Below are 25,406 nucleotides of genomic sequence, written 5' to 3'. Positions count from 1 at the left end.
CAAGCGGTGGTGGATCTGACTGAAGCGGTGACGACCGAATCCGCTATAAACACTGGCAGCTGGCGCGAGCTGCTCGGAAGGCGCTACTTAGGCACTTCAGCCGTGCTGGCCGGTGGCGTGGCGCTCTACGCCACCAACGAGTTCCTGACGATCAGCCTGCTGCCGAGCACGATTAAAGAGATCGGCGGCGAACGGTATTACGCCTGGGCCACCACGCTGTATCTGGTGGGGTCGGTGCTCGCCGCCGCCGCGGCCAACCCGGTGCTGGTTCGCATCGGTTCCCGGTTCGCCTACCTACTGGGTCTGCTGGCGTTCGGTGTCGGCGGCGTGGTGTGCACGATGGCGCCCCAGATGGAGATCCTGCTGGTCGGCCGCACCCTGCAGGGCATGGGCGGCGGCCTGTTGGCCGGGCTGGGCTATGCGCTGATCAATGCGGTCCTGCCCAGCTGGCTGTGGACCCGCGCATCGGGGCTGGTGTCGGCGATGTGGGGTGTCGGCACCCTGGTGGGGCCGGCGGCCGGTGGCCTGTTCGCCCAATTCGGCATCTGGCGGTGGGCGTTCGCCATCATGGCGGTGCTGTCCGGAGTGATGGCCGTGGCGGTGAGCGTGGTGCTGCGTGCCAGCCGCGGTGGCCAGCAGGACGACGCGATGAAGGTCCCGGTGCGCTCGCTGCTGTTGCTGGGGGGCGCCGCGCTGGTGGTCAGCACCGCCCAACTGCCGCACAGCCTCATCGGGGCCGCCAGTCTGCTGATCGCGGGCGCGGTGCTGTTGGGCGTGTTCCTGGTGGTGGACCGCCGCTCGTCGGCGGCTGTGCTGCCCCCCAGCGCGTTCCACCCCGGCCGGGAGAAGTGGATCTACCTGACGCTGGGCGTGCTGATGGCCACCACGAAGGCCAACCTGTACATCCCGCTGCTCGGGCAGCGACTGGCTCACCTGCCGCCGGTGATGGCCGGATTTCTGGGTGCCGCCCTGTCGACCGGCTGGACGATCAGCGAGATCGCCAGCGCCTCGGTCAGCAAGGTGCGGGTGATCATCGGGCTGGTGATCAGCGGGCCACTGGTGATGTCCGGCGGCCTGGCGGTGGTCGCGTTCGCCCGGATGAGCAGTTACAACCCGACCGCGGTCGGCGCGATCTGGGCGCTGGCGCTGCTGGTCGTCGGTGTCGGTGTCGGTGTCGGCTGGCCGCATCTGTCGGCGTGGGCCATGAGCTGCGTCGATGACCCCGCCGAGGGCGGTACGGCCGCCGCCGCGATCAACACCGTCGCGCTGATCGGCGGGGCATTCGGCGCGGGTATCGCCGGCCTGGTGGTCAACACCGCGATGAGCTCCGGCCTTCCGGCGGCCCGCTGGCTGTTCGCGATCTTCGCTGTCATGGCCGCCCTGGGTTGCGTGGTGGCCTATCGGGCCGCCCGCGGCGCCGATCCGGTGGTCGGCCCCCACGTCTGAGGGGTTGATGCGGCGTTTCCAGCCGGATCACCGGGTGGCCTTGATGACCTGGGAGAAGGTGAACTGCCAGCGTTCGACGACGTGGAAGCCCAGCTGGCGCAGCACCTGGCCGTCGGGAGTGCGGGCGAACCGGGTGCCCGACGGCAGCTTGACGGCGACCTGGTGGGCCGGCAGGGATCGGTCGTGATCGGTGATCGTCCAGATCGTCGGGCAGCCGGCGAGCTGATCGGTCAGCGCCCACACCGCCAGATGCCCGTCCCACAGCCGGCCCAGCTGCTGCCGGTGCGGGCCCCGGCCCGGGTCTCGCAGCTTGGCGAACGTCTCGGCCCGACCGGCCGGCAGTGCCCGGATCGGGCCGGGCAACCACCTGGTGGTGTTGTCGATCAGGAGGCAGTCCCCGGGCCGGGCATGCGCGTCGATCACGTCGGCCACCGCACTGTAGTCCCAGCCCTCTTTGGTGTAGCGATCACGTTGATTGGCAACATAATTCGGTGCTGCGGCGATGATCAGTACCGTCAGGGCGCCGATGATGGCGCGGCGAGGCCGGGCGAGTGTGATCACGGCGATGTTCAACGCGAGGGCCAACGTGATCGCCATGGCGGGCGCCGTGCTGATCAGGTAGCGCGGATAGTAGACGGGTTTCACCATCACCGAATAGGCCACGGTGGCCACGGTGGGGATGACCAGCCAGGCGACGCAGAGCGACACCAGCTGCCGCAGCTCGCCGGCGGGTGCCGGGCGGATCCCGGCCCGCACGGCCACCGCAGCGCCGGCGATCAGCAACCAGGCCGAGATCGCGAACGGCACGCTGTTGTCGAAGAACTGCTGCTGCGCGATCTCGATCACGGTGTGCGCGTTCACCGGCCGGATCCAGGCGACCTGCCAGATCTGCTGCCGGCTGAACCACAGGAAGGGGGCCAGCACGGCCAGCGCGATTCCGGCGGCGCCCGCAAAGCGCCGCTTCACCGAGCGGTCGCACTCGCACGCCCGCAGTCCTACCGCATGCACCGCCACCATGAGCACGGTGAAGGTGTTCAGCAGCGTTGAGGCCACCACCGCCGCGCCGTACCCCAGCCACAGCGCCGGGGTGTTACGGCGCGCCGCGCTCACCCACAGCACCGTCAGCCAGACCGCGGACGCCGCCGCGAACGCATACGGGCGCGCTTCCACCCCGGCCCACGTCACCCGCGGCAGCACCGCATACAGCACGCCGGCGCAGACCGACACCTGCCGGCCGGCGAACCGGCGACACAACACCACCACCCCGGCTGCGCCGGTGCCCACCGCCAGACAGCTCGGCGCCCGCGCCCAGAATTCCGTCGCGGGGAAGACGGCCAACCAGCCGTGCATGAACAGGTAGTACAGGCCGTGCACCGCGTCGATGTGGGTCAGCAACTGCCACAGTTCCGGCAGCGATCGATGCGTCGACGCCGAGATCGTGGCCGACTCGTCGAACCACAGTGACGGTCGGCTCGCGCCGATGCCGCTGATCAGCGTCGCCACCACTGCGATCAGGACCGCGGCCGGGGGCCGGCCCAGCCGGCGGGGCGAACCCGCCGCGGTGCTCACCGGTGCCCGGTCCAGTACCAGGCTCAACGGCGTCTGCTATCGCGAGCGATGACGGTTATGACAGTCCACGCTACCGCCCGGCACGCCGTGTCAGCCACGTCACGACGGCGGTGAGATGCGGTTTTCGTGCCGGTCAATGGCGATGTGTGTGCAGCGACGCAGGCGACATGTGACGCCAATCGCCCCCATCGGGGCCTCCGACGCGTTAATGTCGCCATGGCTTACTAGCGAGCATTGCAACTTTTCACCGGGAGGGTTACGGATGAGCGGCTACAAGACGGTGGTGGTCGGCACGGACGGCTCGGATTCTTCGTTGCGTGCCGTCGACCGTGCCGGTCACCTGGCGTCGGGTGAGGGTGCGAAGGTCGTCATCGCCACCGCCTACCTGCCGCACGCCGACGACCCGCGGGCCGTCGACGCTCTGAAAGACGAGAGCTACAAGGCCTCCGGCAGTGCCCCGATCTACGCCATCCTCAAGGAAGCCAAGGAGCGGGCCATTGCCGCCGGGGCCTACGAGGTGGAGGAGCGCGCGATCGTCGGCGCCCCGGTGGACGCGCTGGTGGAGTTGGCCGAGTCGGTCAACGCCGACCTGCTGGTGGTCGGCAACGTGGGGCTGAGCACGATTGCCGGGCGGCTGCTCGGGTCGGTGCCGGCCAACGTGTCGCGGCGCGCCAAGGTCGACGTGCTGATCGTGCACACCACCGGCTGACCGGGCCGGCATCTGTCGTCAGGGCATCGCTTCGGCCCAGGCCAGATGCCCTTGGAAGCCAAGCGTTTCGGCCATGTCGCGGTAGCGGTCGCGGAAGTCGGCGTACTGCGCGGTGTCGTCGCGTGCCCTGGCCAGCAGGGCCCGCAGTCGTAACAGCCAGATATCCCGGATCGCCAGGTTCTCCTCGGCGGGCGCGGTCGCCGGCCGGCGCGATCAGCGAACCGCAGCCGTCGCAGAACCGCGCGTCCTCCCGCGGTTCGGTGCCGCACGTTGCGCACGCCGGTAGCGCCGTCACCAACCCCGTTCGCGCCACTCCGCCAGATGCGGTCGCTCGGTCCCGAGGGTGGTGTCGTCGCCGTGTCCGGGGTAGACGACGGTGTCGTCGCCGAACCGGTCGAACACCTTGGCGCTCACGTCGCCGAGCAGCCGCTCGAAATCGCCGGGCTGCCAGGTCTTGCCGACGCCGCCCGGGAACAGGCAGTCGCCGGTGAACAGCTGGGTGATTCCTCCGGTGGCCGCGCCGTCCAGGGCCAGTGCCACCGAGCCCTCGGTGTGGCCCTGCAGGTGGATCACGTCGAAGGTCAGGTCACCCACCGTCACGGTGTCGCCATCGGCCAGCAGCCGGTCGGGGGTCACCGGAAGCGGCTCGGCGTCCAGCGCGTGCGCCGCCGTCGGCGCCCCGGTCGCGGCGACGAGCTCGGCCAGTGCCTGCCAATGGTCGAAGTGCTGGTGACTGGTGACGATCAGCGCTACCTCCGGCGCGTGGTCGCGCACCAGTGCCCGCAGCGTCTCGGCGTCGTTGGCCGCGTCGATCAACAGCGTCTTGCCGGTGTTGGTGCACGTCACCAGGTAGGCGTTGTTATCCATGGGACCCACCGAGGTCTTGATGATCGTGGCCCCGGGCAGGGTGCGGCGGGCGGCGGTGCCGGGCTCGACATGGCCGGTGTAGGTGTCGTCAACCGAGGTCTTCGGGGTCATATCCGCCACCGTACTGGCCGTGAGCTGCGTGTCGGTAGCGCCACCTAGCATGGACGGGTGGCTGACCGGCTGATCGTCAAGGGTGCGCGTGAACACAACCTGCGCAGTGTCGACCTGGACCTGCCGCGGGACGCGTTGATCGTCTTCACCGGGCTGTCCGGCTCCGGCAAGTCCTCGCTGGCCTTCGACACAATTTTCGCCGAAGGCCAGCGCCGTTACGTCGAGTCGCTGTCGGCGTATGCCCGCCAGTTCCTGGGTCAGATGGACAAACCGGATGTCGACTTCATCGAGGGCCTGTCGCCGGCGGTGTCCATCGACCAGAAGTCCACCAACCGCAACCCGCGGTCGACGGTCGGCACCATCACCGAGGTCTACGACTACCTGCGGCTGCTGTACGCCCGCGCCGGCACCCCGCACTGCCCGGTCTGCGGTGAGCGCATCGCCCGCCAGACCCCGCAGCAGATCGTCGATCAGGTGCTGGCCATGGATGAGGGGCTGCGCTTTCAGGTGTTGGCGCCGGTGGTGCGCACCCGCAAGGGGGAGTTCGCCGACCTGTTCGAGAAGCTCAACACCCAGGGCTACAGCCGGGTCCGGGTCGACGGCGTGGTGCACCCGCTCACCGACCCGCCCAAGCTCAAGAAGCAGGAGAAACACGACGTCGACGTCGTGGTGGACCGGTTGACGGTCAAGGAGACGGCCAAGCAGCGGCTCACCGATTCGATCGAGACGGCGCTGGGGTTGGCCGACGGCATCGTGGTGCTCGAGTTCGTCGACCGCGATGACGACCACCCCCACCGCGAGCAGCGATTCTCCGAGAAGCTGGCCTGCCCCAACGGTCACCCGCTGGCGGTCGACGACCTGGAGCCGCGGTCGTTCTCGTTCAACTCGCCTTACGGGGCGTGCCCCGAATGCGCCGGGCTGGGCATCCGCAAGGAGGTCGACGCCGACTTGGTGGTGCCCGACCCGGACCGCACCCTGGCCGAGGGGGCGGTGGCGCCGTGGTCGATGGGCCCCACCAGCGAGTACTTCACCAGGATGATGGCCAGTCTCGGTGACGCCATGGGTTTCGACGTCGACACCCCGTGGCGCAAGCTGCCGGTCAAGGCCCGCAAGGCCATCCTGGAGGGCTCCGACGAGCAGGTCCATGTGCGCTACCGCAACCGCTACGGCCGGACCCGCTCCTACTACACCGATTTTGAAGGTGTGATGGCGTTCCTGCAGCGCAAGATGGAGCAGACCGAGTCCGAACAGATGAAGGAACGCTACGCCGGCTTCATGCGCGACGTGCCCTGCCCGGAGTGCGCCGGCACCCGCCTCAAGCCGGAGATCTTGGCGGTGACCATGACCGCCGGCGACTACGGCAGCAAATCCATTGCGCAGGTCAGTGATCTGTCGATCGCGGAATGCTCCGACTTCCTCAACGCGCTGACGCTGGGCCCGCGGGAGCAGGCCATCGCCGGCCAGGTGCTCAAGGAGATCCAGTCGCGGCTGAGCTTTCTGCTCGACGTCGGGCTGGAGTATCTGACGCTGTCGCGGGCGGCCGGAACACTGTCCGGTGGTGAGGCGCAACGTATCCGGCTGGCCACCCAGATCGGCTCGGGTCTGGTCGGGGTGCTCTACGTGCTCGATGAGCCGTCGATCGGGCTGCATCAGCGTGACAACCGCCGGCTGATCGAAACCCTGGTGCGGCTGCGCGACCTGGGCAACACCTTGATCGTCGTCGAGCACGACCTGGACACCATCGCGCACGCCGACTGGATCGTCGACATCGGTCCGGCGGCCGGGGAGCACGGCGGGCGGATCGTGCACAGCGGGCCTTACGCCGAGTTGGTGGCCAACACCGACTCGATCACGGGCGCCTACCTGTCCGGCGCGAAAAGCATTGCGGTGCCCCAGCTTCGCCGGATGGTGGATGCCAAACGCCAGCTGGGCGTGGTCGGCGCCCGCGAACACAACCTGCGCGGCGTCGACGTGGCGTTCCCGCTCGGGGTGCTGACCGCCGTCACCGGAGTGTCCGGTTCGGGAAAGTCGACGCTGGTCAACGACATCCTGGCGTCGGTGCTGGCCAACAAGCTCAACGGCGCCCGGCTGGTGCCCGGCCGGCACACCCGCATCACCGGCCTGGACCACCTGGACAAGCTGGTGCGGGTCGACCAGTCACCGATCGGGCGCACCCCGCGGTCCAACCCGGCCACCTACACCGGGGTGTTCGACAAGATCCGCACCCTGTTCGCCGCCACCACCGAGGCCAAGGTGCGCGGCTATCAGCCGGGCCGGTTCTCGTTCAACGTCAAGGGCGGCCGGTGTGAGGCGTGCACCGGCGACGGCACCATCAAGATCGAGATGAACTTCCTGCCGGATGTCTATGTGCCCTGCGAGGTCTGCCACGGCGCCCGCTACAACCGGGAGACCCTGGAGGTGCACTACAAGGGCAAGACCATCGCTCAGGTGCTCGACATGTCCATCGAGGAGGCGGCGGAGTTCTTCGAGCCGATCACCGCCATCCACCGCTACCTGCGCACCCTGGTCGACGTCGGCCTGGGCTATGTGCGGCTGGGGCAGCCCGCGCCGACGCTGTCCGGCGGGGAGGCGCAGCGGGTGAAGCTGGCCTCGGAGCTGCAGAAGCGCTCCACCGGCCGCACGGTCTACATCCTTGACGAGCCCACCACCGGCCTGCACTTCGAGGACATCGCCAAACTGCTGGGCGTCATCAACGGGCTGGTCGACAAGGGCAACACGGTGATCGTCATCGAGCACAACCTGGACGTGATCAAGACCGCGGACTGGATCATCGACATGGGCCCCGAAGGCGGGGCCGGTGGGGGAACGGTGGTGGCCACCGGCACACCCGAGGACGTGGTGGCCGTGCCGGAGAGCTACACCGGTAAGTTCCTCGCCGAGATCCTCAGCGCACCGCCGGCCAAACCCGCCAAGCCCGCCAAGCGGCGGCGCAAGGCCAGCGCTTAGCACTGGTGTGAGCGCACGCTCCCCACCGGGTACATGGCGGGAACTGTATTCACAGTTGGTTTGTCTGCTGCAAAAAAAATGCATGCAAGCGTAGTGGCGGGTTTTCCTTTCGGTCTGCAAAGTATTGAGCGGGCACGCGGCTGCGAGGAATTCTCCGAGCGTAGGATCAATAGAGGTGCCGGAACATATATGCCACACGGCGTGCGGTTCCCCATTTGGTCACCGCGTGCACATCATTCAGAAGATTGTTGGTTAAATTTTGGGCTGTCGCGGCTAGGCTCAATGCTTCCGATCCTGTGCACGAACGGTTGGCAAAGCACCGTGAGGATATCTCGTGATTATTATCCTGCCACTGTGCAAGGTTTTGTTCATCAAAATATTCAGTGTCGCATTTGTTAGCGATCTTGCTGGATGGCGCAGAGAACTTCTCGTTGGCCTCTATATTGTAGGTGCCAATTTGCTCGTTACGGGCATCGGCGTTGTTAAGCGAACCTGCGATAGTACCGACATAACTCAGTCCATACGTGTAGTCTAAGAGGCTGGCATAGCAATCATCTGCACGGGATATGTAGCTGTCGGATTGATCTAGCGCTACTCCAAAGAATAGACCTATAACGCCTGTGCAAATTGGCAAGACCAGCAGTTTCGTGACCAAAGCCATCTTCGAGCCTACCGGCCTACGATTATCTTTTTCATGACCTACAGATGAATTTTCTGGGTGCATATGAATGGAACCCTAGCTGCCTCTCGATATTTGGCTCAAATTGATGGCGTCTTTCTATGTTCTGGGTTCCCTTAGCCAGTCGTGGGCTGAAGATGCATAGAGAATACCTGCACTTGCGGGGTGCGGGCCCGGGCTGGCGTGATTCGCGAGGCGTAAAGCCTTTGCATGGGAGGCGGCCTTACCTATCGTCGGGCAACAACCGGAACGCTGGAGCGCCGTTCAGGGGCGCGATGGCCCGAAAATCGCGACGGTCGAGTGTGAGCACGGCGTCGGTTTCGTATTGTTCGGCCACCACGACGGAGACAGCGTCGGTGAGGTCGAGCCGCAAAGCGGCGTAACGGTTTTGGACAGTTCGAGCGATCCGCAATGTGGGTGCCGTGACGGTGGCGATGACGACGCGCCCGGTGCGCTCCTGTGCAAGTAACCAATCGTTGATCGCGAGCGCCGCTGATCTACTGACATTGCGGGTGGTGACGTGCTCGATCTCGAGAAGGACCAGCGGGGACACGACGGTCAGCGCCGCCCCGATCAGCGCCTCTCGGGCTGCCCGATGTTCTGGGTCGCCTGCGTTGAATGCCGCCACCAACCCGGAGGTGTCCGCGACGACGATCATCCCGCGTTGTCGACGGAAGCCTCAGCGACCACCCGGTGGATCTCGTCGGCAGTCACCGCGTGCCCGTAGTCAAGCGTGGGAATGTCCCACTCACCTGGCCAGCGCCGGGCACGCAACGCGGCAAGGTGGAATGCCTCGCGAAAGTACTCGGATTCGGGCCGCCCGTCCCGGGCGGCCGCTGCTTTGATCACGGCAAGGTCGTCCTCGTCGACCATCACCGTCGTCTTCTTCAGGGCCATATGGTTATGGTACCAGTGCCATATGTTACCGTAGCGCCTTGACCAGCGGCGACGGGAACCGCGGCGCTATCCGCGTGCCGTCCAGCCAGGCGGTGAGCTGCTTCGCCCGCCGTTCCAACACCTGACGCGCCGGCCGGCCCGGGTCCTCCAGCAGCTGCAGCTGCACCGCGGCGGCGGCGTTCTGACACCAGCCGCCCACGATCCGGCCGTTCCACCACACCGTGGGTCCGGCGTTGCCGTAGTTGTCGAAGAGCTGGCCGCGGTGCTCGCCGAGGTACCAGTCGCGGTGATACCAGCCCATCGTGGTGACGTCGAGTCCGGGCAGCAGCGCACCCCACGGCTCGGGTTCGGGCTCGGGCTCCAGGTCGTCGGGCAGCGCGTACCCGGGGGTGCCGTGCAGGTCGACGTCGACGGCGCCGATGCCGCTCAACGCTTTTCGGGCCGCCGTCTTGGTGGTGCCGAACCACCACTTGATGTCGTCGGCGGTGGCCGGGCCGAAGGCCCGCAGCCAAGTGGCGACCAGGCGCGCCTGCGCCTCCTCGGCGGAGATCGGTTCGCCCGGTTCGCCGAGCCAGTCGGCGGCGGCCGCCCACCGGGGCCGCGACGAGGTCCAGCTGGCGTCGTTGGGTCCGCGCACGATGTCGCCCTGGGCGCCGAGCACGGTCAAGGCGCGCGGGGCGAGGTGGGTCTGGCCGCCGTAGGCCTTGCCGGGTGCGGGGTCGTAGGTTCCGGCCAGTTCGGGTAGTGCGGCACGCAGTTCGGTGCTGCTGGCCGGGCCGTGCTCTTCGAGATGTCGCAGCACCGCCGCGCCGGCCCGGGCCAGCCAGCGTGCTCCGTCGTCGGCGACACCGGCTTTGGCCACGTCGGCGATGAGTCGGCGGCGTTCGGTGTCGGCCACCCGGTCGCCGGCGGCGGCCTGCACAGCAGGCAGCTCGGCGGGGTCGACCACCCACAGCGTGCGGCGCATCGCCAGCTGCTTGATCAGCGACCGCTTCTCATACAACGCACTGTCCAGGTCGGCGACGCTGAACGGCGATGATCGCGCCCACAGCGACAGGTACGGGGTGGCCGGATCGGTGGCGTGCAGGCCGATGAGCGTGGCCGCTATCTGCGTGATCGGCTCGGTCGCGGTCTCCGGGGCCAGGAAATGCCGGCGTGCCAAGCGGTTTCGCCGTTCGGCGATGGTGAAGGCCCGCACCTGTCAGTGTTCGTCATCGCGCATCGAGGCGCGGATCTGCTCCAACCGGTCGGCGGCGGCGCGCTGCCGGTCCTGGTACTGCTTCTCGACGGTGCGGCCCTCCGGGGTCTCCGCGTCCAGTTCCTGCGCACCGATCGAGGTCTCGAACCGGTTCTCGATCTTCTCGCGCACCGATTCGAAGGTCGGCACGCCGGTGTCGTCGTAACCGGTGTCGGGCTGCGGGTCGCCCGGATCGTCACCCATGTTCGCCACGGTACCGCCGGCGATCGAAGTAGCGGACCATCAGCGCCCAGTAGCCCATGGTCAGCGTCATCGCCGCGGCGGTGGCCGCCACCGTCGGCAGCAGTCGCCGCCGGCGGGCGCTCAGCAGCGCCCATGTGGTCGCGGCGCTACCGGCGAGGTTCACCAGCAGGGCGGCGTCTCGGGGCCGGTCGGTGACCCACTGCTCCTCACCGAGCATCGCGCGCGTCGACCAGGCCGCCTGATCGGTGGGCTCGCCGAAGATCACCGGGTTCAGTGCCAACCACACCGACACCCACGCGGCATCCCGCCAGGAGCGCCGCCACACCGGCACCAGGATCAACGGCGTCGTCGCCCAGCGGCTCCAGGCGCTCCACGGGTTGGCGTGCCGGGCGAACACGGCGCGGCGGATACCGGCGAGAGTCACAACCCGCGAGGATAGGCAGTCAAGCTGGGCGCCGCCGGGGACGAAATGTCCGGGCTGGAGGAATGCCGAACTGCTGCTAGACTGTGTGCCGCGACCGTCCCGGCGTACGCCAGGACTGCAAGTGGAGTTCCCTCCCACCTCTAGCCGCGGAGCGATCCGTAGGTCTAGTGGTCCGGTCGCAGGCGGTGCGAACCGCCTGCTCTGCGCAGCGCGCGCAGGCGCCCCGATGGTAATCGGGCCGCGACCGGTCGGCATCGGGCCCTGCTTCGTGCAGGGCTTTTTTGCTGGTGGGTGGTTTCAGCGCCGCTGCGTCCGGACGAGCACTGCGGCGGCCGCGACCGGAAGACTACCCAGGGAGGTCCCATCAGCACTGAGATCCGCGTCAACGAGCGCATTCGCGTACCTGAGGTCCGTTTGATCGGCCCGGGAGGGGAGCAGGTAGGCATCGTGCGCATCGAGGATGCGCTTCGCGTCGCCGCGGATGCCGATCTCGACCTTGTCGAAGTAGCCCCGACCGCGAAACCGCCGGTCTGCAAGATCATGGACTACGGCAAGTACAAGTACGAGGCGGCCCAGAAGGAGCGCGAGTCTCGCAAGAACCAGCAGCAGACCGTCGTCAAGGAACAGAAGCTGCGCCCCAAGATCGACCCCCACGACTACGAGACGAAGAAGGGCCACGTGGTCCGCTTCCTCGAAGCCGGGGCGAAGGTCAAGGTGACGATCATGTTCCGCGGACGTGAGCAGTCCCGGCCCGAGCTGGGCTACCGGCTGCTGCAGCGACTGGGCGCCGATGTCGCCGAGTACGGGTTCGTCGAGACCTCCGCCAAGCAGGACGGACGCAACATGACGATGGTGCTGGCACCGCACCGCGGCGCGAAGACCCGGGCCAAGGCCGCAGAAGATGCCGGTGCGGGCGCAAAGCCCCCCGCCTCGGCCCCGGACAACGCGGCCGAGGCGGCCGAGCCCAAACCCGAAAACTGACACCGAATACCAGAACTGAGGAAACATGCCCAAGGCGAAAACCCACAGTGGCGCTTCGAAGCGGTTCCGTCGCACCGGCACCGGCAAGATCGTGCGGCAGAAGGCCAACCGTCGCCACCTGCTCGAGCACAAGCCGAGCACCCGCACTCGCCGGCTGGCCGGGCGCACCGAGGTGGCTGCTGCCGACGCCAAGCGCGTCAACAAGATGCTGAACGGCTGACAGCCGCTCCGCGCTACGCAAATCCCTTACGTCCCAACGAGAGTAGGAACACCCCATGGCACGCGTGAAGCGGGCAGTCAACGCCCAGAAGAAGCGTCGCACCATCCTGAAGGCCTCGAAAGGCTACCGTGGCCAGCGGTCGCGGCTGTACCGCAAGGCCAAAGAGCAGCAGCTGCACTCGCTGACCTACGCCTACCGTGACCGTCGCGCCCGCAAGGGCGACTTCCGCAAGTTGTGGATCACCCGGATCAACGCGGCGGCCCGCGCCAACGGCGTCACCTACAACCGCCTGATCCAGGGCCTCAAGGCGGCCGGTGTCGAGGTGGACCGCAAGAACCTCGCCGAGATCGCCGTCAGTGACGCGGCAGCGTTCACCGCGCTGGTCGAGGTCGCCAAGGCCGCGCTGCCCGAGGATGTCAACGCGCCCTCCGGCGAGGCCGCCTGACCCTGCTGGGTCTTTCTGGGATGCTGACCGAACGCTCGGCCCGCGTGGTCGCGGCGGTCAAGCTGCACCGGCACGTCGTCAGGAAGCGTGAACAGCGCTTCCTGGCGGAGGGTCCCAATCTGGTCGAGGCTGCGATCCGTCGCGGGCTGGCCGTCGAGGTCTTCGCCACCGAATCGGCGGCGCAACGGCACGGCGAGCTGCTGGCGTCGGTCCGGGCGCCGGTGCACCAGATCAGCGACCGGGCGGCTAAAGCCTTGTCGGACACCGTCACCCCGGCCGGATTGGTCGCCGTATGCACGGTTCCGGAACCGGACCTGGGCGGGTTGCTGGCCGACGCGCCGCACCTGGTGGCGGTCGCGGTGGGCATCGGCGAGCCGGGTAACGCCGGCACCCTGATCCGTATCGCCGACGCCACCGGGGCTTCCCTGGTGGTGTTGACCGGCAACAGCGTCGACCCCTACAACGGAAAGTGCCTGCGCGCCTCGGCGGGCAGCGTCTTCAACGTTCCGGTCGTGGTGGCCGCCGACACCGATGCGGTCCTTGCGGCGCTGCGCGAATCGGGGCTGCAGCTGCTGGCCACGGCGCTGGACGGCGACCTGAGTCTCGACGACGCCGATCCGGTGCTGACCGCGCCTACCGCGTGGCTGTTCGGCCCGGAATCCCACGGCTTGCCGGCTGCCGTCGCGGCCGCCGCGGACCATCGGGTGCACATCCCGATGTCCGGCGGCGCGGAGAGCCTGAATGTGGCTGCCGCAGCAGCGATCTGCCTGTATCAGAGCGCGCGGGCGCAGCGCGGCGCCCGGTCCTAGGCGGCCTTACGGCGTGGCGGGCGCGGCGCCAGGCCGCCGCCGGCGGCCAGTGAGAAGGTGCTGTGCACGAACGCCCCGGCCCGCTCGACCAGCTTCATGCCCCGGCTGACCCGCGGCACGTAGTGCATCCCGCTGGCGCGCCGGTCCTTGGGCGGTCCGCTGAACCAGGGCGCTTCGATGAGCGGTGCGTCGGCGGGGAGCTTGCCCTGTTCGCGCTTGTAGCCGGCCAGCGCACGCGGATGCAGCCGGATCTCCTCGGGGACCACGCTGAACACCAGGTGGGCGGCCTTGCCCAACAGCCGGAACAGCACCTCGTCGCCTTCTGACCAGCGCAGCCCGGCCTTCTCCCGAACCACCGGTTCGAACAGCCCGGCGGCCACCCAGCGCTGGGCGGCCAGTGCCGGCTTGAACAGCTGATCCCACACGCCGGTGGGCATCATCACGAACCACGGCTTGGGGATGCGCATGTCCAGGATGCCCTGCGCGGCCGGCGTCATCTCCAGCTCTTCCTCGCAGACCCGGTCCCAGTACTCACAGAACTCGTCCCAGGACTTCGGCACCGGGCGCATGCTCATGCCGTACATCCGGTACCACTGCACGTGTTCGTCGAAGAGTTGGTGCTTCTCGGCCTCGGTCAGCCCGCCGCAGAAGTACTCGGCCAGCTTGATGATCAACATGAAGAACGTCGCATGCGCCCAATAGAAAGTCTCAGGATCCAACGCGTGATAGCGCCGGCCCTGCGCATCGGTGCCCTTGATGTCGCGGTGGTAGTCGCGGATCGCCGCACCGGTGGCCTGGGAGCGCATGCCGTCGTAGACCACGCCCATGATCGGGTACACCGACCGCGTCACCCGCTGCAGCGGTTCACGCCACAGGCTGGAGTGCTCTTCCACGCCGGCGCCCAGGCCGGGGTACATGTTCTCGATGGTGCCGATCCACATGCCCATCACGCCGGTGCGGATATCCCCGAAGTACTTCCAGGTCAGCGATTCGGCGTTCAACGGCTCCACGGCCGCCGCGGGTTTGGGCGGGGTCGGTACGGGGGCACTCTGCTCCGCGGGCTCAGCTGCCCGCTCGGCGGACGTGGTCGGCGTAACGGTCATCACGTCTCCTGTCTGGCGAACCTGACACAACCATAATTGTGACAACACATGTTGTCTACATTATCGGGGGCGAGTCGCGACGGGATCGCCGACCGTGGCGTGTGCCACGTGTCTCTGCCGTTGCCGGTGGCCGCAACCGCCACCTACGCTGAGGCGCATGGACCTCGAGCCGGTCGGTCGGCAGGCTGACGAGCTCGAGGAGGTGGTGGAGATACCGGAGCATGCCCCGTCGAGCCGCCGCCGTTCGTTCTCCCTCGACGACGCCGCGGCCTGGTTGAACCGCACGACCAACGACGTGCGGGTGGTCGACTTGGTCCGGCGGGTGCGCCGGGCGCTACCCGGCGACCCCGAGTTCGGCGATCCGCTCTCGACCGCGGGCGACGGGGGACCGCAGGCCGCGGCCCGGGCGGCCGGTCGGCTGATGGGTGACCGCTCCGCGGCGTCGCGCGAGGTCAGTCTGGGGGCCTTGCAGATATGGCAGGCGTTGACCGAGCGGATTTCCCGCGCCCCCACCAATGCCGAGGCGACGCTGGTCTTCACCGACCTGGTCGGCTTCTCGACGTGGTCGCTGCGGTCCGGCGACGACGCCACCCTCACCCTGCTGCGGCGGGTGTCGCAGGCGGTCGAACCGCCGCTGCTGGACGCCGGCGGCCGCATCGTCAAACGGATGGGCGACGGGATCATGGCGGTGTTCCGCGAGCCGCTGATCGCGGTCGGCGCGGTGCTGGAAGCCCAGGATGCGATCGCGACGGTCGAGGTCAACGGCTTCACGCCGCGGATGCGGGCCGGTATCCACACCGGGCGGCCGCAGCGGCTGGCCGATGATTGGCTGGGCGTGGACGTCAACATCGCCGCGCGGGTGATGGAGCGGGCCGTCAAGGGCGGCATCGTGGTGTCCGGGGCGACGCTGGAGCGCATCGAGCCCGGGGACCTCGAGGAGTTGGGAGTGACGGCCAAGCGGGCCCGCCGACAGGTGCTGTCGGCCAAGACCAGCGGTGTCCCGGCCGATCTGATGATGTATCGGCTCAAGGCGGTTCGCCGCGAGCCCCCCGCTTCCGACTGAGCGTGGCGTTAACTTACTTGTGAGCCGGTCGAATTCCCGCACACGAGTGGAGGAACCCCGTTCCTTGGAATAGTCTGCGTGAACAAGTCACCTAATTGTGCAGTTCTACACAGGTCGCCTTCAGCGCAGAAGCGGGGAAATCATGTCAGGTCGGGAGCAGCGCCGCGGGAACGACCGCCGGGTTCGTCGTCGGGTGGTCGGTGCCGGCAGCACGGTGGCGGCGTTCCTGGCGTTCGGTATGGCTCCGCTGGCCGCGGCCCCCACGGCGCACGCCGACCTCGACTTCGACTGGCTGACCGACCTGTTCGCGCCGGTGTCGGACTCGGCGTGGGGTTGGGACACCAGCGACTGGGACACCAGCACCTGGGACATCAGCTCCTGGTTCACCTCGTCGGCGGACCCGGGCATCGCGGTCGACACCAGCGCATTCGACATGACGTCGCTGTTCAACACGTTCTTCTACCAGCCGCTGTATTCGTCGATCGACGCCTTTATCGAGAACCCGGCCAACTCCTGGCTCGTCGACATGGTCAACGGCTGGGCTCCCGAGGGTCAGTTCTATCTCGGCGACGGGGCCGACGGCACCGCGGACAGCGTCAATGGCGGTGCCGGCGGCATCTGGTTCGGCGACGGCGGCGCCGGCTACGCCGGTTCGGAGGGTGTCGAGCCTGGTGACGGCGGCGCCGCCGGATTGTTCGGCAATGGCGGTGCCGGCGGTGCCGGCTGGGACGACCAGGTCGGCGGTAACGGTGGTGCCGGCGGCACCATCATGGGCATCGGCGGTGCCGGTGGTGCCGGTGGCATGGGTGCCAACGGTGGCAACGGCGGCGACGCCATGGGCTGGCTGTTCGGCATCGGCGGTGTCGGCGGCGCCGGTGGCGCGGGCACGGCCGGCGAGGATGGTGCGGACGGAGCGTGGGTGGTTGACGGCGGGGTCGGCGGTGTCGGTGGTGACGGCAACGCCGGTGGCTCCGGTGGCACCGGCGGCAACGCGACGCGATCAATGTTCGGCGGCGGTGGTGCGGGCGGTGCTGGCGGGGCCGGTGGCGCCGGCGGCCAGGGCGGTACCGGTGCTGCGGGCGATGCCGAGCACCTCAACGGCGGCGCGGGCGGCGACGGCGGTGAAGGCGGCTCGGGCGGTTCCGGCGGCGCGGGCGGCAACGGCGGCATGTTCGGCAGCAAGGGTGCGGCCGGCGAGGCCAGCACGGTCAACGGTGATGGCGGCAAGGGCGGCACCGGTGGTGCCGGCGTGGACGCCACCGCCGACCACGCTGCGGGCACCGGCGGTGTCGGTGGCAACGGCGGCAGCGGCGGTGACGCCGGTAACGGCGGTCAGGGCGGCACCGGTGGTGCGGGCGGTGCTGGTCAAGAGGTCGGTCCGGGCGCCACTACTTGGCATGACGCCGGCAAGGGCGGTGACGGCGGCCTCGGTGGAGACGGCGGCAAGATCGGCAACGGTGGCACGGGCGGTACCGGTGGTGCCGGTGGTGTCAGTGCTACCGCCGTCGACGAGCATGGAAACCCGCTCGTCGACGAGGACGGCAATCAGGTCACGGTCGGAGGCACCGGCGGTGTCGGAGGTGCCGGCGGTGACGGTGGTACCGAGGCGGGCAATGGCGGCAACGGCGGCACCGGCGGTGTCGGCGGCGCCGGACACGACGGGCTCAAGGGCGAGGCCGGCGATGACGCTGACCCCGGTACGGGGGACAGCGGTGGCAATGGCGGCCAGGGTGGCAACGGCTTCGACGGCGGTCAGGGCGGTAAGGGCGGCGTAGGCGGTAAGGCGCAGACCGACACCGGGACCGACGGCACCGCCGGTGACGGTGGCGCCGGCGGCGCCGGCGGTGCCGTCGGTGCGGGCGGCGACGGCGGCAACGGGGCGAACGGCACCTGGGACGACGGGACTGGCAACGGCGGCGACGGCGGTAAGGCCGGGGCCAACGGCGAGCTCGCCGGCAATGGTGGCGCCGGTGGCCAGTGGGGCGGCGAGGGTGAGAACTCCGATGCCGAGGGTGCTACGGGCGCCCAGGGCGCCACCGATCCCTCCGAAGCGAGCAAGGGCGGCAACGGCGGTAATGGCGCCGACGGCACCGCGGAGCACAACAGCGGCGGCAACGGCGGTAAGGGCGGCGACGGCGCCTACGGTGGCGACGGCGGCCGCGGCGGTAACGGCGGTGACGCGTTCGAAGGCAGCAATGGCAACGGTGGTAACGGCGGTAAGGGCGGCGAGGGAGCCGACAGTGCCGAGGCCGAAGGCGCCAAGACCAGCGACGGCGGCAACGGCGGCGACGGTGGTGCCGGCGGTAAGGGCGCCGGCACCGGGAACGGCGGCACGGGCGGCGACGGCGGCAAGGGTGGCGACGGCGGCCACGGCGTGGCGGGCGCAGCCGGCGACTTCGAAAACGGCACCGGTAATGGCGGCAACGGCGGCGACGGCTACAGCGGCGGCAATGGCGGCGCCGGCGGTGCCGGCGGCGCATCCGAGTCCGGCGCCAACGGCGACGGCGGCAAGGGCGGCGACGGCGGCAACGCCGGTGCGGGTGGCAACGGCGGCGACGGCGCTGACGGCGACTGGAATGAGAAGGGCCAGTACGGCTACGGCTCCGGCGGCACAGGCGGTAACGCCGGCGATGCCGGCTCGGCAGGCAACGGCGGCGCCGGGGGCGCCGCGGGCACCGGTGGCATCGGTGGCGAAGCTGGTACCGATGGAATCGCAGGTGAGGCCAGCACCGACGAGGTCCGCGGCGGCAACGGCGGAGCCGGCGCGGCTGGCGACGAAATCCACTGGAACGGCGGCGCCGGCGGTGACGGTGGCACGGGCGGTGTCCATGGCGATGGCGGCAAGGGCGGCGCCGGCGGCCATGCGTATCTTTCCGACCTTTCTGAGCCCAATGTCACCCCGCCTGACACCGGCCTCGCGACTACTGGCGGCAATGGTGGCGCGGGCGGCAAGGGCGGCGCAGGAGGCACGGAGTCGGGCAGCGGTGGAGAGGGTGGCGCCGGTGGTGACGGCGGCACGGGCAGCCAGTACGGCGGCACCGGCGGTGCTGGCGGTGCGGGCGGTGCAGCCACCGCCACGGGCATTGAAGACAACGGTGGTAAGGGCGGCGCCGGCGGTGACGGCGGCACCGCGAGCGGCTGGCGGTCCGACGGCACCTGGGGCATCGACGGGTTCAGCGGCAAGTTCGGCTCCGGCACCATCCTGGGCGTCTCCGGCGCCGGCGGAAACGGCGGCGCCGGTGGCACCGCCATCACCGGCAATGGCGGTGACGGCGGCACCGGTGGCGACGGTGGTGCCGCCGCCAGCGACGCCGGTACCCGAGTGATCTGGGGTGGTGCCGGTGGTAAGGGTGGCGCCGGTGGTGCCGCCACCGTCCCGGCCGATGACGGCGACGGCGATGGCAGCGGTGACGGCGGCGAAGGCGACGGTGGCACCGGCGGCGAGAACGATGGCGATGACACCGAGGCCCCGGCCATCGAATCCGGCAATGGCGGGAATGGCGGCAACGGTGGTAAAGGCGGTGCGGGCACCATCACCGGCGGCAGCGGTGGCGCCGGTGGCGCCGGCGGCGCCAGCGACGACGGCGACGGCGGTAACGGCGGTAACGGCGGCACCGGCGCCGGAGGCACCGGCTGGAACGACGCCAACGGCAATCTGGCCGGCAAGGGCCAGATCCTCAACTTCGGCGGCAGCGGCGGCGCCGGCGGGGCCGGCGGCAACGGCGTGGACGGCGGCAACGGCGGTAACGGCGGTGACGGCGCGAAGGGCCTGACCGGCGGCAACGTCTTCAGCTCCGCCGGCGCCGGCGGCGCGGGCGGGGCCGGCGGCACCGGCACCACCGGCGACGGCGGCGACGGCGGCAAGGGCGGTGACAGCGGCGATGCGACCTGGCGCGCCCACAACGGCGGCGCCGGCGGCGCCGGCGGCAACAGCACGGAGGGCAACGGCGGTAAGGGCGGCGACGGCGGTGCCGGCGGGTCCCTGACCGGCGGCGGCACCGCTCCGACCAACGGCCAGGCAGTTACCGTCGGCGCGGGTGGCAACGGCGGCAATGGCGGCAGCAGCACCGATACCGACACCGAGGGCCACGGCGGCGACGGCGGTCGGGGCGGTAACGGCGGCAGCGGAGTCGGCAGCACCAAGGGCGGCATCGGTGGCACCGGCGGTACCGGCGGCAAGGCCGGCGGCGAAGCCGGCGAGACCGCTGACGCGCCAACCGCGCCCACCGGAACCACTGGAGGCGAAGGCACCACCGGCGGCGCGGGCGCTGAGCCCAAGACCCCGGACCCGGACCCGGACGCCGATAGCTAACCCAACGGCCGAAAGCCCCGCACACCGCGTGCGGGGCTTTCGCCGTGGGGTCGATAGGATCGACGCTTGCGTCCCAACCCAAGTCACAGCCAATAGGGGGAGTCTCGTCCGTGGGCAATCAGCCTGCTGAACAGTTCGACCCGTCCGTCGTCTCCGACGCGACCCTGAACGCGGCACTGCAAGCAGCGCAGCACGGCTTCACCGCCGCCGCCGACCTGGATGCGCTGGCCCACGCCAAAACCGAGCACCTCGGTGACAAGGCGCCGCTGGCGCTGGCCCGCCAGGCGCTGGCCAAACTGGACAAGGCCGACCGGGCCGACGCCGGCAAGCGCGTCAACGCCGCCCGCACCCAAGCCCAGCAGGCCTACGACGAGCGGCTGGCGGCGTTGCGTGCCGAACGCGACGCCGCCGTGCTGGCCGCCGAGAGCATCGACGTCACGCTGCCATCAGCGCGGCGACTCGTCGGGGCCCGCCACCCGATCACCCAACTGGCCGAACACGTCGCCGACACCTTCGTCGCGATGGGCTGGGAGGTGGTCGAAGGCCCCGAGGTCGAAGCTGAGCACTTCAACTTCGACGCGCTGAACTTCCCCGTCGACCACCCGGCACGCAGCGACCAGGACACCTTCCACATCGCCCCGCCCGGCTCGCGCCAACTGCTGCGCACCCACACCTCCCCGGTGCAGATCCGCGCCCTGCTGGCCCGCGAGCTGCCGGTCTACGTCGTCTCGATCGGCCGCACCTTCCGCACCGACGAACTCGACGCCACCCACACCCCGGTATTCCACCAGGTCGAGGGGCTGGCGGTGGACCGCGGGCTGACCATGGCACACCTGCGCGGCACCCTGGACGCGTTCGCGCAATCGGAGTTCGGGCCGGCGACGCGCACCCGGTTCCGGCCGCACTTCTTCCCCTTCACCGAGCCCTCCGCCGAGGTCGACATCTGGTTCGAGGGCAAAAAGGGCGGCCCCGGCTGGGTGGAATGGGGCGGCTGCGGCATGGTGCACCCCAACGTGCTGCGCGCCGTGGGCATCGACGCCGACGAGTACTCCGGCTTCGCGTTCGGTATGGGCCTGGAGCGAACCCTGCAGTTCCGCAACGGAATCCCCGACATGCGCGACATGGTCGAGGGCGATGTCCGGTTCTCGCTGCCGTTCGGAGTGGGTGCCTGATGCGCATTCCCCACAGCTGGCTGCGTGAGGCCCTGACCGCAGGCGCGCCCGACTTGGACATCACCGCACACGACATGGAGCAGGCGCTGCTGCGCGTCGGCCACGAGGTCGAGGACGTGCACACCCTGGGTCCGGTCACCGGACCGTTCAAGGTCGGCCGGGTCGTCGAGATCGAGGAGCTCACCGAGTTCAAGAAACCGATCCGAGCCTGCCGCGTCGACGTCGGCGAGGATGAGCCACGTGAGATCGTCTGCGGCGCCACCAATTTCGCGATTGACGACCTGGTGGTGGTGGCACTGCCGGGTGCGGTGCTGCCCGGCGACTTCGTCATCGCCACCCGCAAGACCTACGGCCGCACCAGCGATGGGATGATCTGCTCGGCGTCCGAAATCCGGCTGAGCACCGACCATTCGGGCATCCTGGTACTACCGGCTGGCACCGCCGACCCCGGTGCCGACGCCGCCGAGGTCCTCGGCCTCGACGACGTGGTCTACGAGCTGGCCATCACCCCCGACCGCGGCTACTGCATGTCGGTGCGGGGCCTGGCACGGGATCTGGCGTGCGCGCTGGACCTGAACTTCGCCGATCCGGCCGCCGTTCCGCCGCTGCCCGCCGACGGCGAGGCCTGGCCGCTGACCGTGCAACCCGACACCGGCGTGCGCCGCTTCGCGCTACGCGGCGTCACCGGCATCGACCCGGCGGCGGTGTCGCCGTGGTGGCTGCAGCGCCGACTGCTGCTCTGCGGTATCCGGGCGATCTCGCCGGCCGTCGACGCCACCAACTACGTGATGGTCGAACTCGGCCACCCGATGCACGCCCACGACCGGTCTCGCATCACCGGCGGATTCGGCGTGCGCTTCGCGGCGCCCGGCGAGACCGTCACCACCCTCGATGACATCGAACGCAAGCTGGACCCGGCCGATGTGCTGATCGTCGACGACGTCGCGACCGCCGCGATCGGCGGCGTGATGGGCTCGGGCAGCACCGAGATGCGCGACGACTCGACCGACGTGCTGTTGGAGGCCGCGATCTGGGATCCCGCAGCGGTGTCGCGGACCGCGCGGCGGCTGCACCTGCCCAGCGAGGCCGCCCGCCGCTACGAGCGCGCCGTGGACCCGGCCATCTCGGTGGCCGTGCTGGACCGGTGTGCGACGCTGCTCGCCGAGATCGCCGGGGGAGCCGTCGAACCCACACTGACCGACTGGCGCGGTGACCCGCCCGTCGAGAACTGGAACCCGGCACCCATCGAGATCGCCGCCGACCTGCCGGACCGCACCGCCGGGGTGAGCTACCCCGAGGGCACCACCGCCCGGCGGCTGACCCAGGTCGGCTGCACCGTGGCGGCTCACGGCGCGACACTGACCGTCACCCCGCCGAGCTGGCGGCCGGACCTGCGCCTGCCCGCCGACCTGGTCGAGGAGGTGCTGCGGCTCGAAGGCCTGGAGTCCATCCCGTCGGTGCTGCCCACGGCGCCGGCCGGGCGAGGCCTGACCGACACCCAGCGGCGCCGGCGCGCGATCGGCAAGTCGCTGGCGCTGGCCGGCTACGTCGAGGTGCTCACCAGCCCGTTTTTGCCCGCCGGGGTGTTCGACGCCTGGGGCCTGGCCGACCACGACCCGCGCCGCGCCACCGTCGCCGTGCTCAACCCGCTGGAGGCCGACCGGCCGCAGCTGGCCAGCACGCTGCTGCCGGGCCTGCTGGAAGCATTGGGGCGCAACGTGTCCCGCGGTATCAACGATGTCGCACTGTTTGCCATCGCCCAGGTGGTGCAGTCGGTGGGGCCTGCCGAATTCCCGGCCGTCACGCCCGCCCGGCGGCCCACCGATGCGGAGATCGCCGGGATCGACGCCGCATTGCCGCGCCAGCCGCAGCACATCGCGGTGGCGCTGACCGGCCTTGCCGAGCCGCGCGGCCCGTGGGGGCCGGGCCGGCCGGTCGAGGCCGCCGACGCCATCGAGGCCGCCCGCACCATCGCCCGCGCCGCCGGCGTCGAGATCACCCTGCGGGCCGGTGCATACCTGCCGTGGCATCCGGGCCGCTGCGCCGAGGTGCTCGTCGGCGAGACCGTGATCGGTTACGCCGGGCAGCTGCACCCGGCCGTCGTCGAACGCTCCGGGCTGCCCAAGGGCACCTGCGCGGTCGAGTTGAACCTGGACGCCATGCCCATCGCGTCGTCGCTGCCGGCGCCGCGGGTGTCGCCGTTCCCGGCGGTGTTCCAGGACGTCGCGCTGGTGGTCGATGAGAAGGTGACCGCCCAATCGGTGGCCGATGCGGTGCGCGCCGGCGCCGGCGCGCTGCTGGAAGACATCGCCCTGTTCGACGTCTACACCGGCCCGCAGGTCGCCGACGGCCGCAAGTCGCTGGCGTTCGCGCTGCGCTTCCGCGCCGCCGATCGCACCCTGACCGAGGACGAGGCGAGTGCGGCCCGCGACGCCGCGGTGGCCTGCGCCGCCGAGCGCGTCGGCGCCACCCTGCGCTAGGCCCTTGCTCATTTTGCGCGAGCGGGCGTGTTTGCACACGACACGCCGCGGTCAGGCGTACAACTATGCACTCTCGCGGCCTATCGCGAGCCCCGGGTACTCCGGCATGCTGAGAAGCGCCACGCGTCACCGAGCGGGAAGCTCGATGGGAGTTCAACGCTATGAACGAACCCGAAACCTTTGACGTCGTCGTACTCGGAGCCGGACCGGTCGGTGAGAACGTCGCCGACCGCGCCCGGGCCGCCGGGCTGACGGTGGCGATCGTGGAGCGCGAACTCGCCGGCGGCGAATGCTCCTATTGGGCCTGCGTGCCCAGCAAGGCGCTGCTGCGGCCGGTGCTCGCGCTGGCCGACGCCCGCCGCGTGGCCGGCGCGCGCGAAGCCGTCAGCTCCCCGATCGACGCCGCCGGAGTGTTCGGCCGCCGCAACGACTTCGTGGGCGACTGGGACGACACCGGCCAGGTGGACTGGATCAACGGCATCGGCGCGACGCTGGTGCGCGGGCACGGACGTCTCGACGGGCCGCGGCGGGTGGTGGTCACCACGCCCGGCGACGACACCGTGGAGCTGGCCGCCCGCCATGCGGTGGTGATCTGCACCGGAACCCGCGCGGCACTCCCGGAACTGCCCGGTATCGCCGAGGCCCGGCCGTGGACCAATCGCGAAGCCACCGAAGCCATGTCGGTTCCCGGCCGGATCGCGGTCGTCGGCGCCGGCGGTGTGGGCGTCGAAATGGCCACCGCCTGGCAGTGTTTGGGCTCGGCCGTGACGATGCTGGTGCGCGGATCGGGGTTATTGGCGCGGATGGAGCCGTTCGTCGGCGAGTACGTCGCGCGCGGGTTGGCCGAGGCGGGAGTCGATGTGCGCACGGGTGTTTCGGTGGCCCGGCTCGGGCGCGACGGTGATGGGCCGGTGCGTTTGGAGTTGACCGACGGCGGCGAACTCGAAGTCGACGAGGTGCTGTTCGCGACGGGCCGCAGCCCGGCTACCGGCGACATCGGCCTGGACACCGTCGGCCTGAATCCCGGGGACTGGCTGCAGGTCGATGACACCTGCCGGGTGCAGGCCGTCGACGACGGGTGGCTGTACGCGTGCGGCGACGTCAATCACCGGGCGCTGCTGACCCACGAGGGCAAATACCAGGCACGCATTACAGGCGACGCCATCGGCGCGCGAGCCACCGGCGCCCCGCTGGACACCGCGGACTGGGGCGCCCATGCCGCCACCGCTGACCACCACGCGGTGCCGCAGGTGTTCTTCACCGACCCGGAGGCTGCCGCCGTGGGGCTCACCGCCGAGCAGGCGCAACAGGCCGGGCAGCGGGTGCAGGTGGTGGATGTGGAGATCGGCGAGGCGGTGACCGGGGCCAAACTGCACGCCGACGGCTACCGTGGGCGCGCCCGCATGGTGGTCGACGCCGAGCATGAGTACCTGCTCGGTGCCACGTTCGTCGGCCCCGGTGTCGCCGACCTGCTGCACTCGGCCACCATCGCCGTCGCCGGGCGGGTGCCGGTGAGTCGGCTCTGGCACGCCGTGCCGTGTTTTCCGACGATCAGCGAGGTCTGGCTGCGGCTGCTGGAGGCCTACCGCGATTCCGCATCGGTCCAAGCGCCGAGCTGAGTGTCGGTCTGAGCCTCAGATACCGTCGGCGGGCGTGCGCAAAAACGGTTCTGGCCACGGCGTGTCGGCCGGGGACCCGCACGCTGGCCGGA

Annotated in this window: 21 protein-coding genes; 12 read left to right on the top strand and 9 right to left on the bottom strand. The window is 69.8% G+C overall.

All coding sequences use genetic code 11. The annotated features are described in order from the left end of the window. Nucleotides 1-6 precede the first annotated feature (6 nt). Nucleotides 7-1,446 (top strand): MFS transporter, encoded by a 1,440-nt coding sequence (locus G6N19_RS00275; RefSeq protein ID WP_049792878.1) that lies wholly within the window; start codon nt 7-9, stop codon nt 1,444-1,446. 27 nt (nt 1,447-1,473) lie between these two features. Here the strand turns inward: G6N19_RS00275 and G6N19_RS00270 are convergent, their stop codons facing one another. After that, complete coding sequence (locus G6N19_RS00270; protein WP_193465549.1) at nt 1,474-3,042, bottom strand: glycosyltransferase family 39 protein; 1,569 nt, start codon at nt 3,040-3,042, stop codon at nt 1,474-1,476. Nucleotides 3,043-3,277: 235 nt separating this feature from the next. Here G6N19_RS00270 and G6N19_RS00265 point away from each other — a divergent pair, with 235 nt between their 5' ends. After that, on the top strand, nt 3,278-3,724 hold the full coding sequence (locus G6N19_RS00265; RefSeq protein WP_013828748.1) for a universal stress protein: 447 nt from the start codon (nt 3,278-3,280) through the stop codon (nt 3,722-3,724). A gap of 291 nt (nt 3,725-4,015) precedes the next feature. Here the strand turns inward: G6N19_RS00265 and G6N19_RS00260 are convergent, their stop codons facing one another. Further along, entirely contained in the window at nt 4,016-4,702 is a 687-nt protein-coding gene (locus G6N19_RS00260) for an MBL fold metallo-hydrolase (protein ID WP_013828749.1), read from the bottom strand. Nucleotides 4,703-4,759: 57 nt separating this feature from the next. Between G6N19_RS00260 and uvrA the strand changes: the two genes are divergently transcribed. After that, nucleotides 4,760-7,669 (top strand): excinuclease ABC subunit UvrA, encoded by a 2,910-nt coding sequence (gene uvrA / locus G6N19_RS00255; protein WP_013828750.1) that lies wholly within the window; start codon nt 4,760-4,762, stop codon nt 7,667-7,669. Between the two features lie 166 nt (nt 7,670-7,835). On the opposite strand, the gene G6N19_RS00250 is transcribed toward uvrA, so the two are convergent. The 6 genes from G6N19_RS00250 to G6N19_RS00225 all read right to left on the bottom strand — a co-directional run bounded on the left by G6N19_RS00250 (nt 7,836) and on the right by G6N19_RS00225 (nt 11,110). Next, entirely contained in the window at nt 7,836-8,330 is a 495-nt protein-coding gene (locus tag G6N19_RS00250) for a hypothetical protein (protein WP_158019459.1), read from the bottom strand. A 241-nt stretch (nt 8,331-8,571) separates the two neighbouring features. Next, on the bottom strand, nt 8,572-9,006 hold the full coding sequence (locus G6N19_RS00245; RefSeq protein WP_013828751.1) for a type II toxin-antitoxin system VapC family toxin: 435 nt from the start codon (nt 9,004-9,006) through the stop codon (nt 8,572-8,574). Continuing rightward, complete coding sequence (locus G6N19_RS00240; protein ID WP_013828752.1) at nt 9,003-9,245, bottom strand: CopG family transcriptional regulator; 243 nt, start codon at nt 9,243-9,245, stop codon at nt 9,003-9,005. The genes G6N19_RS00245 and G6N19_RS00240 overlap by 4 nt, the downstream gene beginning before the upstream one ends. A 25-nt stretch (nt 9,246-9,270) precedes the next feature. Continuing rightward, on the bottom strand, nt 9,271-10,443 hold the full coding sequence (locus tag G6N19_RS00235; RefSeq protein ID WP_193465548.1) for a winged helix DNA-binding domain-containing protein: 1,173 nt from the start codon (nt 10,441-10,443) through the stop codon (nt 9,271-9,273). Between the two features lie 3 nt (nt 10,444-10,446). Further along, a complete protein-coding gene (locus G6N19_RS00230; protein WP_013828754.1) occupies nt 10,447-10,686 on the bottom strand; it encodes a hypothetical protein in 240 nt (79 codons plus the stop codon). Further along, nucleotides 10,679-11,110 carry a DUF6653 family protein gene (locus G6N19_RS00225; protein ID WP_332101761.1) on the bottom strand — a complete coding sequence of 144 codons (432 nt, stop codon included), beginning with the start codon at nt 11,108-11,110 and terminating at the stop codon, nt 10,679-10,681. Before G6N19_RS00225 ends, G6N19_RS00230 begins: the two co-directional genes overlap by 8 nt. A gap of 363 nt (nt 11,111-11,473) precedes the next feature. Here G6N19_RS00225 and infC point away from each other — a divergent pair, with 363 nt between their 5' ends. From infC to G6N19_RS00205, 4 genes are read left to right on the top strand one after another with little or no spacing between them, the layout of a single operon-like run. After that, nucleotides 11,474-12,091, top strand: a complete 618-nt coding sequence (gene infC / locus G6N19_RS00220; RefSeq protein ID WP_193466264.1) for a translation initiation factor IF-3 — start codon at nt 11,474-11,476, stop codon at nt 12,089-12,091. A gap of 25 nt (nt 12,092-12,116) precedes the next feature. Then, nucleotides 12,117-12,311, top strand: coding sequence for a 50S ribosomal protein L35 (gene rpmI / locus G6N19_RS00215; protein WP_013828757.1), 195 nt, complete (start codon nt 12,117-12,119; stop codon nt 12,309-12,311). A 55-nt stretch (nt 12,312-12,366) separates the two neighbouring features. Beyond that, nucleotides 12,367-12,756: a 50S ribosomal protein L20 gene (rplT, locus tag G6N19_RS00210; protein WP_013828758.1), complete on the top strand. Its 390-nt coding sequence runs from the start codon at nt 12,367-12,369 to the stop codon at nt 12,754-12,756. 20 nt (nt 12,757-12,776) lie between these two features. Continuing rightward, nucleotides 12,777-13,565: a TrmH family RNA methyltransferase gene (locus G6N19_RS00205; protein ID WP_193465547.1), complete on the top strand. Its 789-nt coding sequence runs from the start codon at nt 12,777-12,779 to the stop codon at nt 13,563-13,565. On the opposite strand, the gene G6N19_RS00200 is transcribed toward G6N19_RS00205, so the two are convergent. After that, complete coding sequence (locus tag G6N19_RS00200) at nt 13,562-14,668, bottom strand: oxygenase MpaB family protein (RefSeq protein ID WP_232062463.1); 1,107 nt, start codon at nt 14,666-14,668, stop codon at nt 13,562-13,564. The genes G6N19_RS00205 and G6N19_RS00200 overlap by 4 nt on opposite strands. 157 nt (nt 14,669-14,825) lie before the next feature. Here G6N19_RS00200 and G6N19_RS00195 point away from each other — a divergent pair, with 157 nt between their 5' ends. The 5 genes from G6N19_RS00195 (at nt 14,826) to G6N19_RS00175 (ending at nt 25,314) form a co-directional block, all read left to right on the top strand. Beyond that, nucleotides 14,826-15,731 carry an adenylate/guanylate cyclase domain-containing protein gene (locus tag G6N19_RS00195; protein WP_013828761.1) on the top strand — a complete coding sequence of 302 codons (906 nt, stop codon included), beginning with the start codon at nt 14,826-14,828 and terminating at the stop codon, nt 15,729-15,731. 142 nt (nt 15,732-15,873) lie between these two features. Further along, nucleotides 15,874-20,043 (top strand): PGRS repeat-containing protein, encoded by a 4,170-nt coding sequence (locus G6N19_RS21500; protein WP_193465546.1) that lies wholly within the window; start codon nt 15,874-15,876, stop codon nt 20,041-20,043. Between the two features lie 110 nt (nt 20,044-20,153). Beyond that, nucleotides 20,154-21,215: a phenylalanine--tRNA ligase subunit alpha gene (gene pheS / locus G6N19_RS00185; RefSeq protein ID WP_193465545.1), complete on the top strand. Its 1,062-nt coding sequence runs from the start codon at nt 20,154-20,156 to the stop codon at nt 21,213-21,215. After that, on the top strand, nt 21,215-23,695 hold the full coding sequence (gene pheT / locus G6N19_RS00180; RefSeq protein ID WP_193465544.1) for a phenylalanine--tRNA ligase subunit beta: 2,481 nt from the start codon (nt 21,215-21,217) through the stop codon (nt 23,693-23,695). Before pheS ends, pheT begins: the two co-directional genes overlap by 1 nt. A 161-nt stretch (nt 23,696-23,856) precedes the next feature. Continuing rightward, nucleotides 23,857-25,314 (top strand): dihydrolipoyl dehydrogenase family protein, encoded by a 1,458-nt coding sequence (locus G6N19_RS00175; RefSeq protein WP_193465543.1) that lies wholly within the window; start codon nt 23,857-23,859, stop codon nt 25,312-25,314. The last annotated feature ends 92 nt before the right edge of the window (nt 25,315-25,406 follow it).

The sequence above is a fragment of the Mycobacterium novum genome (assembly GCF_010726505.1).
In the GTDB taxonomy this organism is placed as follows: Bacteria; Actinomycetota; Actinomycetes; order Mycobacteriales; family Mycobacteriaceae; genus Mycobacterium; species Mycobacterium algericum.
The sequence above is the reverse complement of the archived record's forward strand: the minus strand, read 5'-3'. Positions and strand labels throughout refer to the sequence as shown.

Coding starts and splice junctions, on each gene's coding strand:
- G6N19_RS00265 (WP_013828748.1), top strand. CDS start 3,278: ATGAGCGGCTACAAGACGGTGGTGGTCGGCACGGACGGCTCGGATTCT.
- G6N19_RS00260 (WP_013828749.1), bottom strand. CDS start 4,702: ATGACCCCGAAGACCTCGGTTGACGACACCTACACCGGCCATGTCGAG.
- G6N19_RS00250 (WP_158019459.1), bottom strand. CDS start 8,330: ATGGCTTTGGTCACGAAACTGCTGGTCTTGCCAATTTGCACAGGCGTT.
- G6N19_RS00245 (WP_013828751.1), bottom strand. CDS start 9,006: ATGATCGTCGTCGCGGACACCTCCGGGTTGGTGGCGGCATTCAACGCA.
- G6N19_RS00240 (WP_013828752.1), bottom strand. CDS start 9,245: ATGGCCCTGAAGAAGACGACGGTGATGGTCGACGAGGACGACCTTGCC.
- G6N19_RS00230 (WP_013828754.1), bottom strand. CDS start 10,686: ATGGGTGACGATCCGGGCGACCCGCAGCCCGACACCGGTTACGACGAC.
- rpmI (WP_013828757.1), top strand. CDS start 12,117: ATGCCCAAGGCGAAAACCCACAGTGGCGCTTCGAAGCGGTTCCGTCGC.
- rplT (WP_013828758.1), top strand. CDS start 12,367: ATGGCACGCGTGAAGCGGGCAGTCAACGCCCAGAAGAAGCGTCGCACC.
- G6N19_RS00205 (WP_193465547.1), top strand. CDS start 12,777: ATGCTGACCGAACGCTCGGCCCGCGTGGTCGCGGCGGTCAAGCTGCAC.
- G6N19_RS00200 (WP_232062463.1), bottom strand. CDS start 14,668: ATGACCGTTACGCCGACCACGTCCGCCGAGCGGGCAGCTGAGCCCGCG.
- G6N19_RS00195 (WP_013828761.1), top strand. CDS start 14,826: ATGGACCTCGAGCCGGTCGGTCGGCAGGCTGACGAGCTCGAGGAGGTG.
- G6N19_RS21500 (WP_193465546.1), top strand. CDS start 15,874: ATGTCAGGTCGGGAGCAGCGCCGCGGGAACGACCGCCGGGTTCGTCGT.
- pheT (WP_193465544.1), top strand. CDS start 21,215: ATGCGCATTCCCCACAGCTGGCTGCGTGAGGCCCTGACCGCAGGCGCG.
- G6N19_RS00175 (WP_193465543.1), top strand. CDS start 23,857: ATGAACGAACCCGAAACCTTTGACGTCGTCGTACTCGGAGCCGGACCG.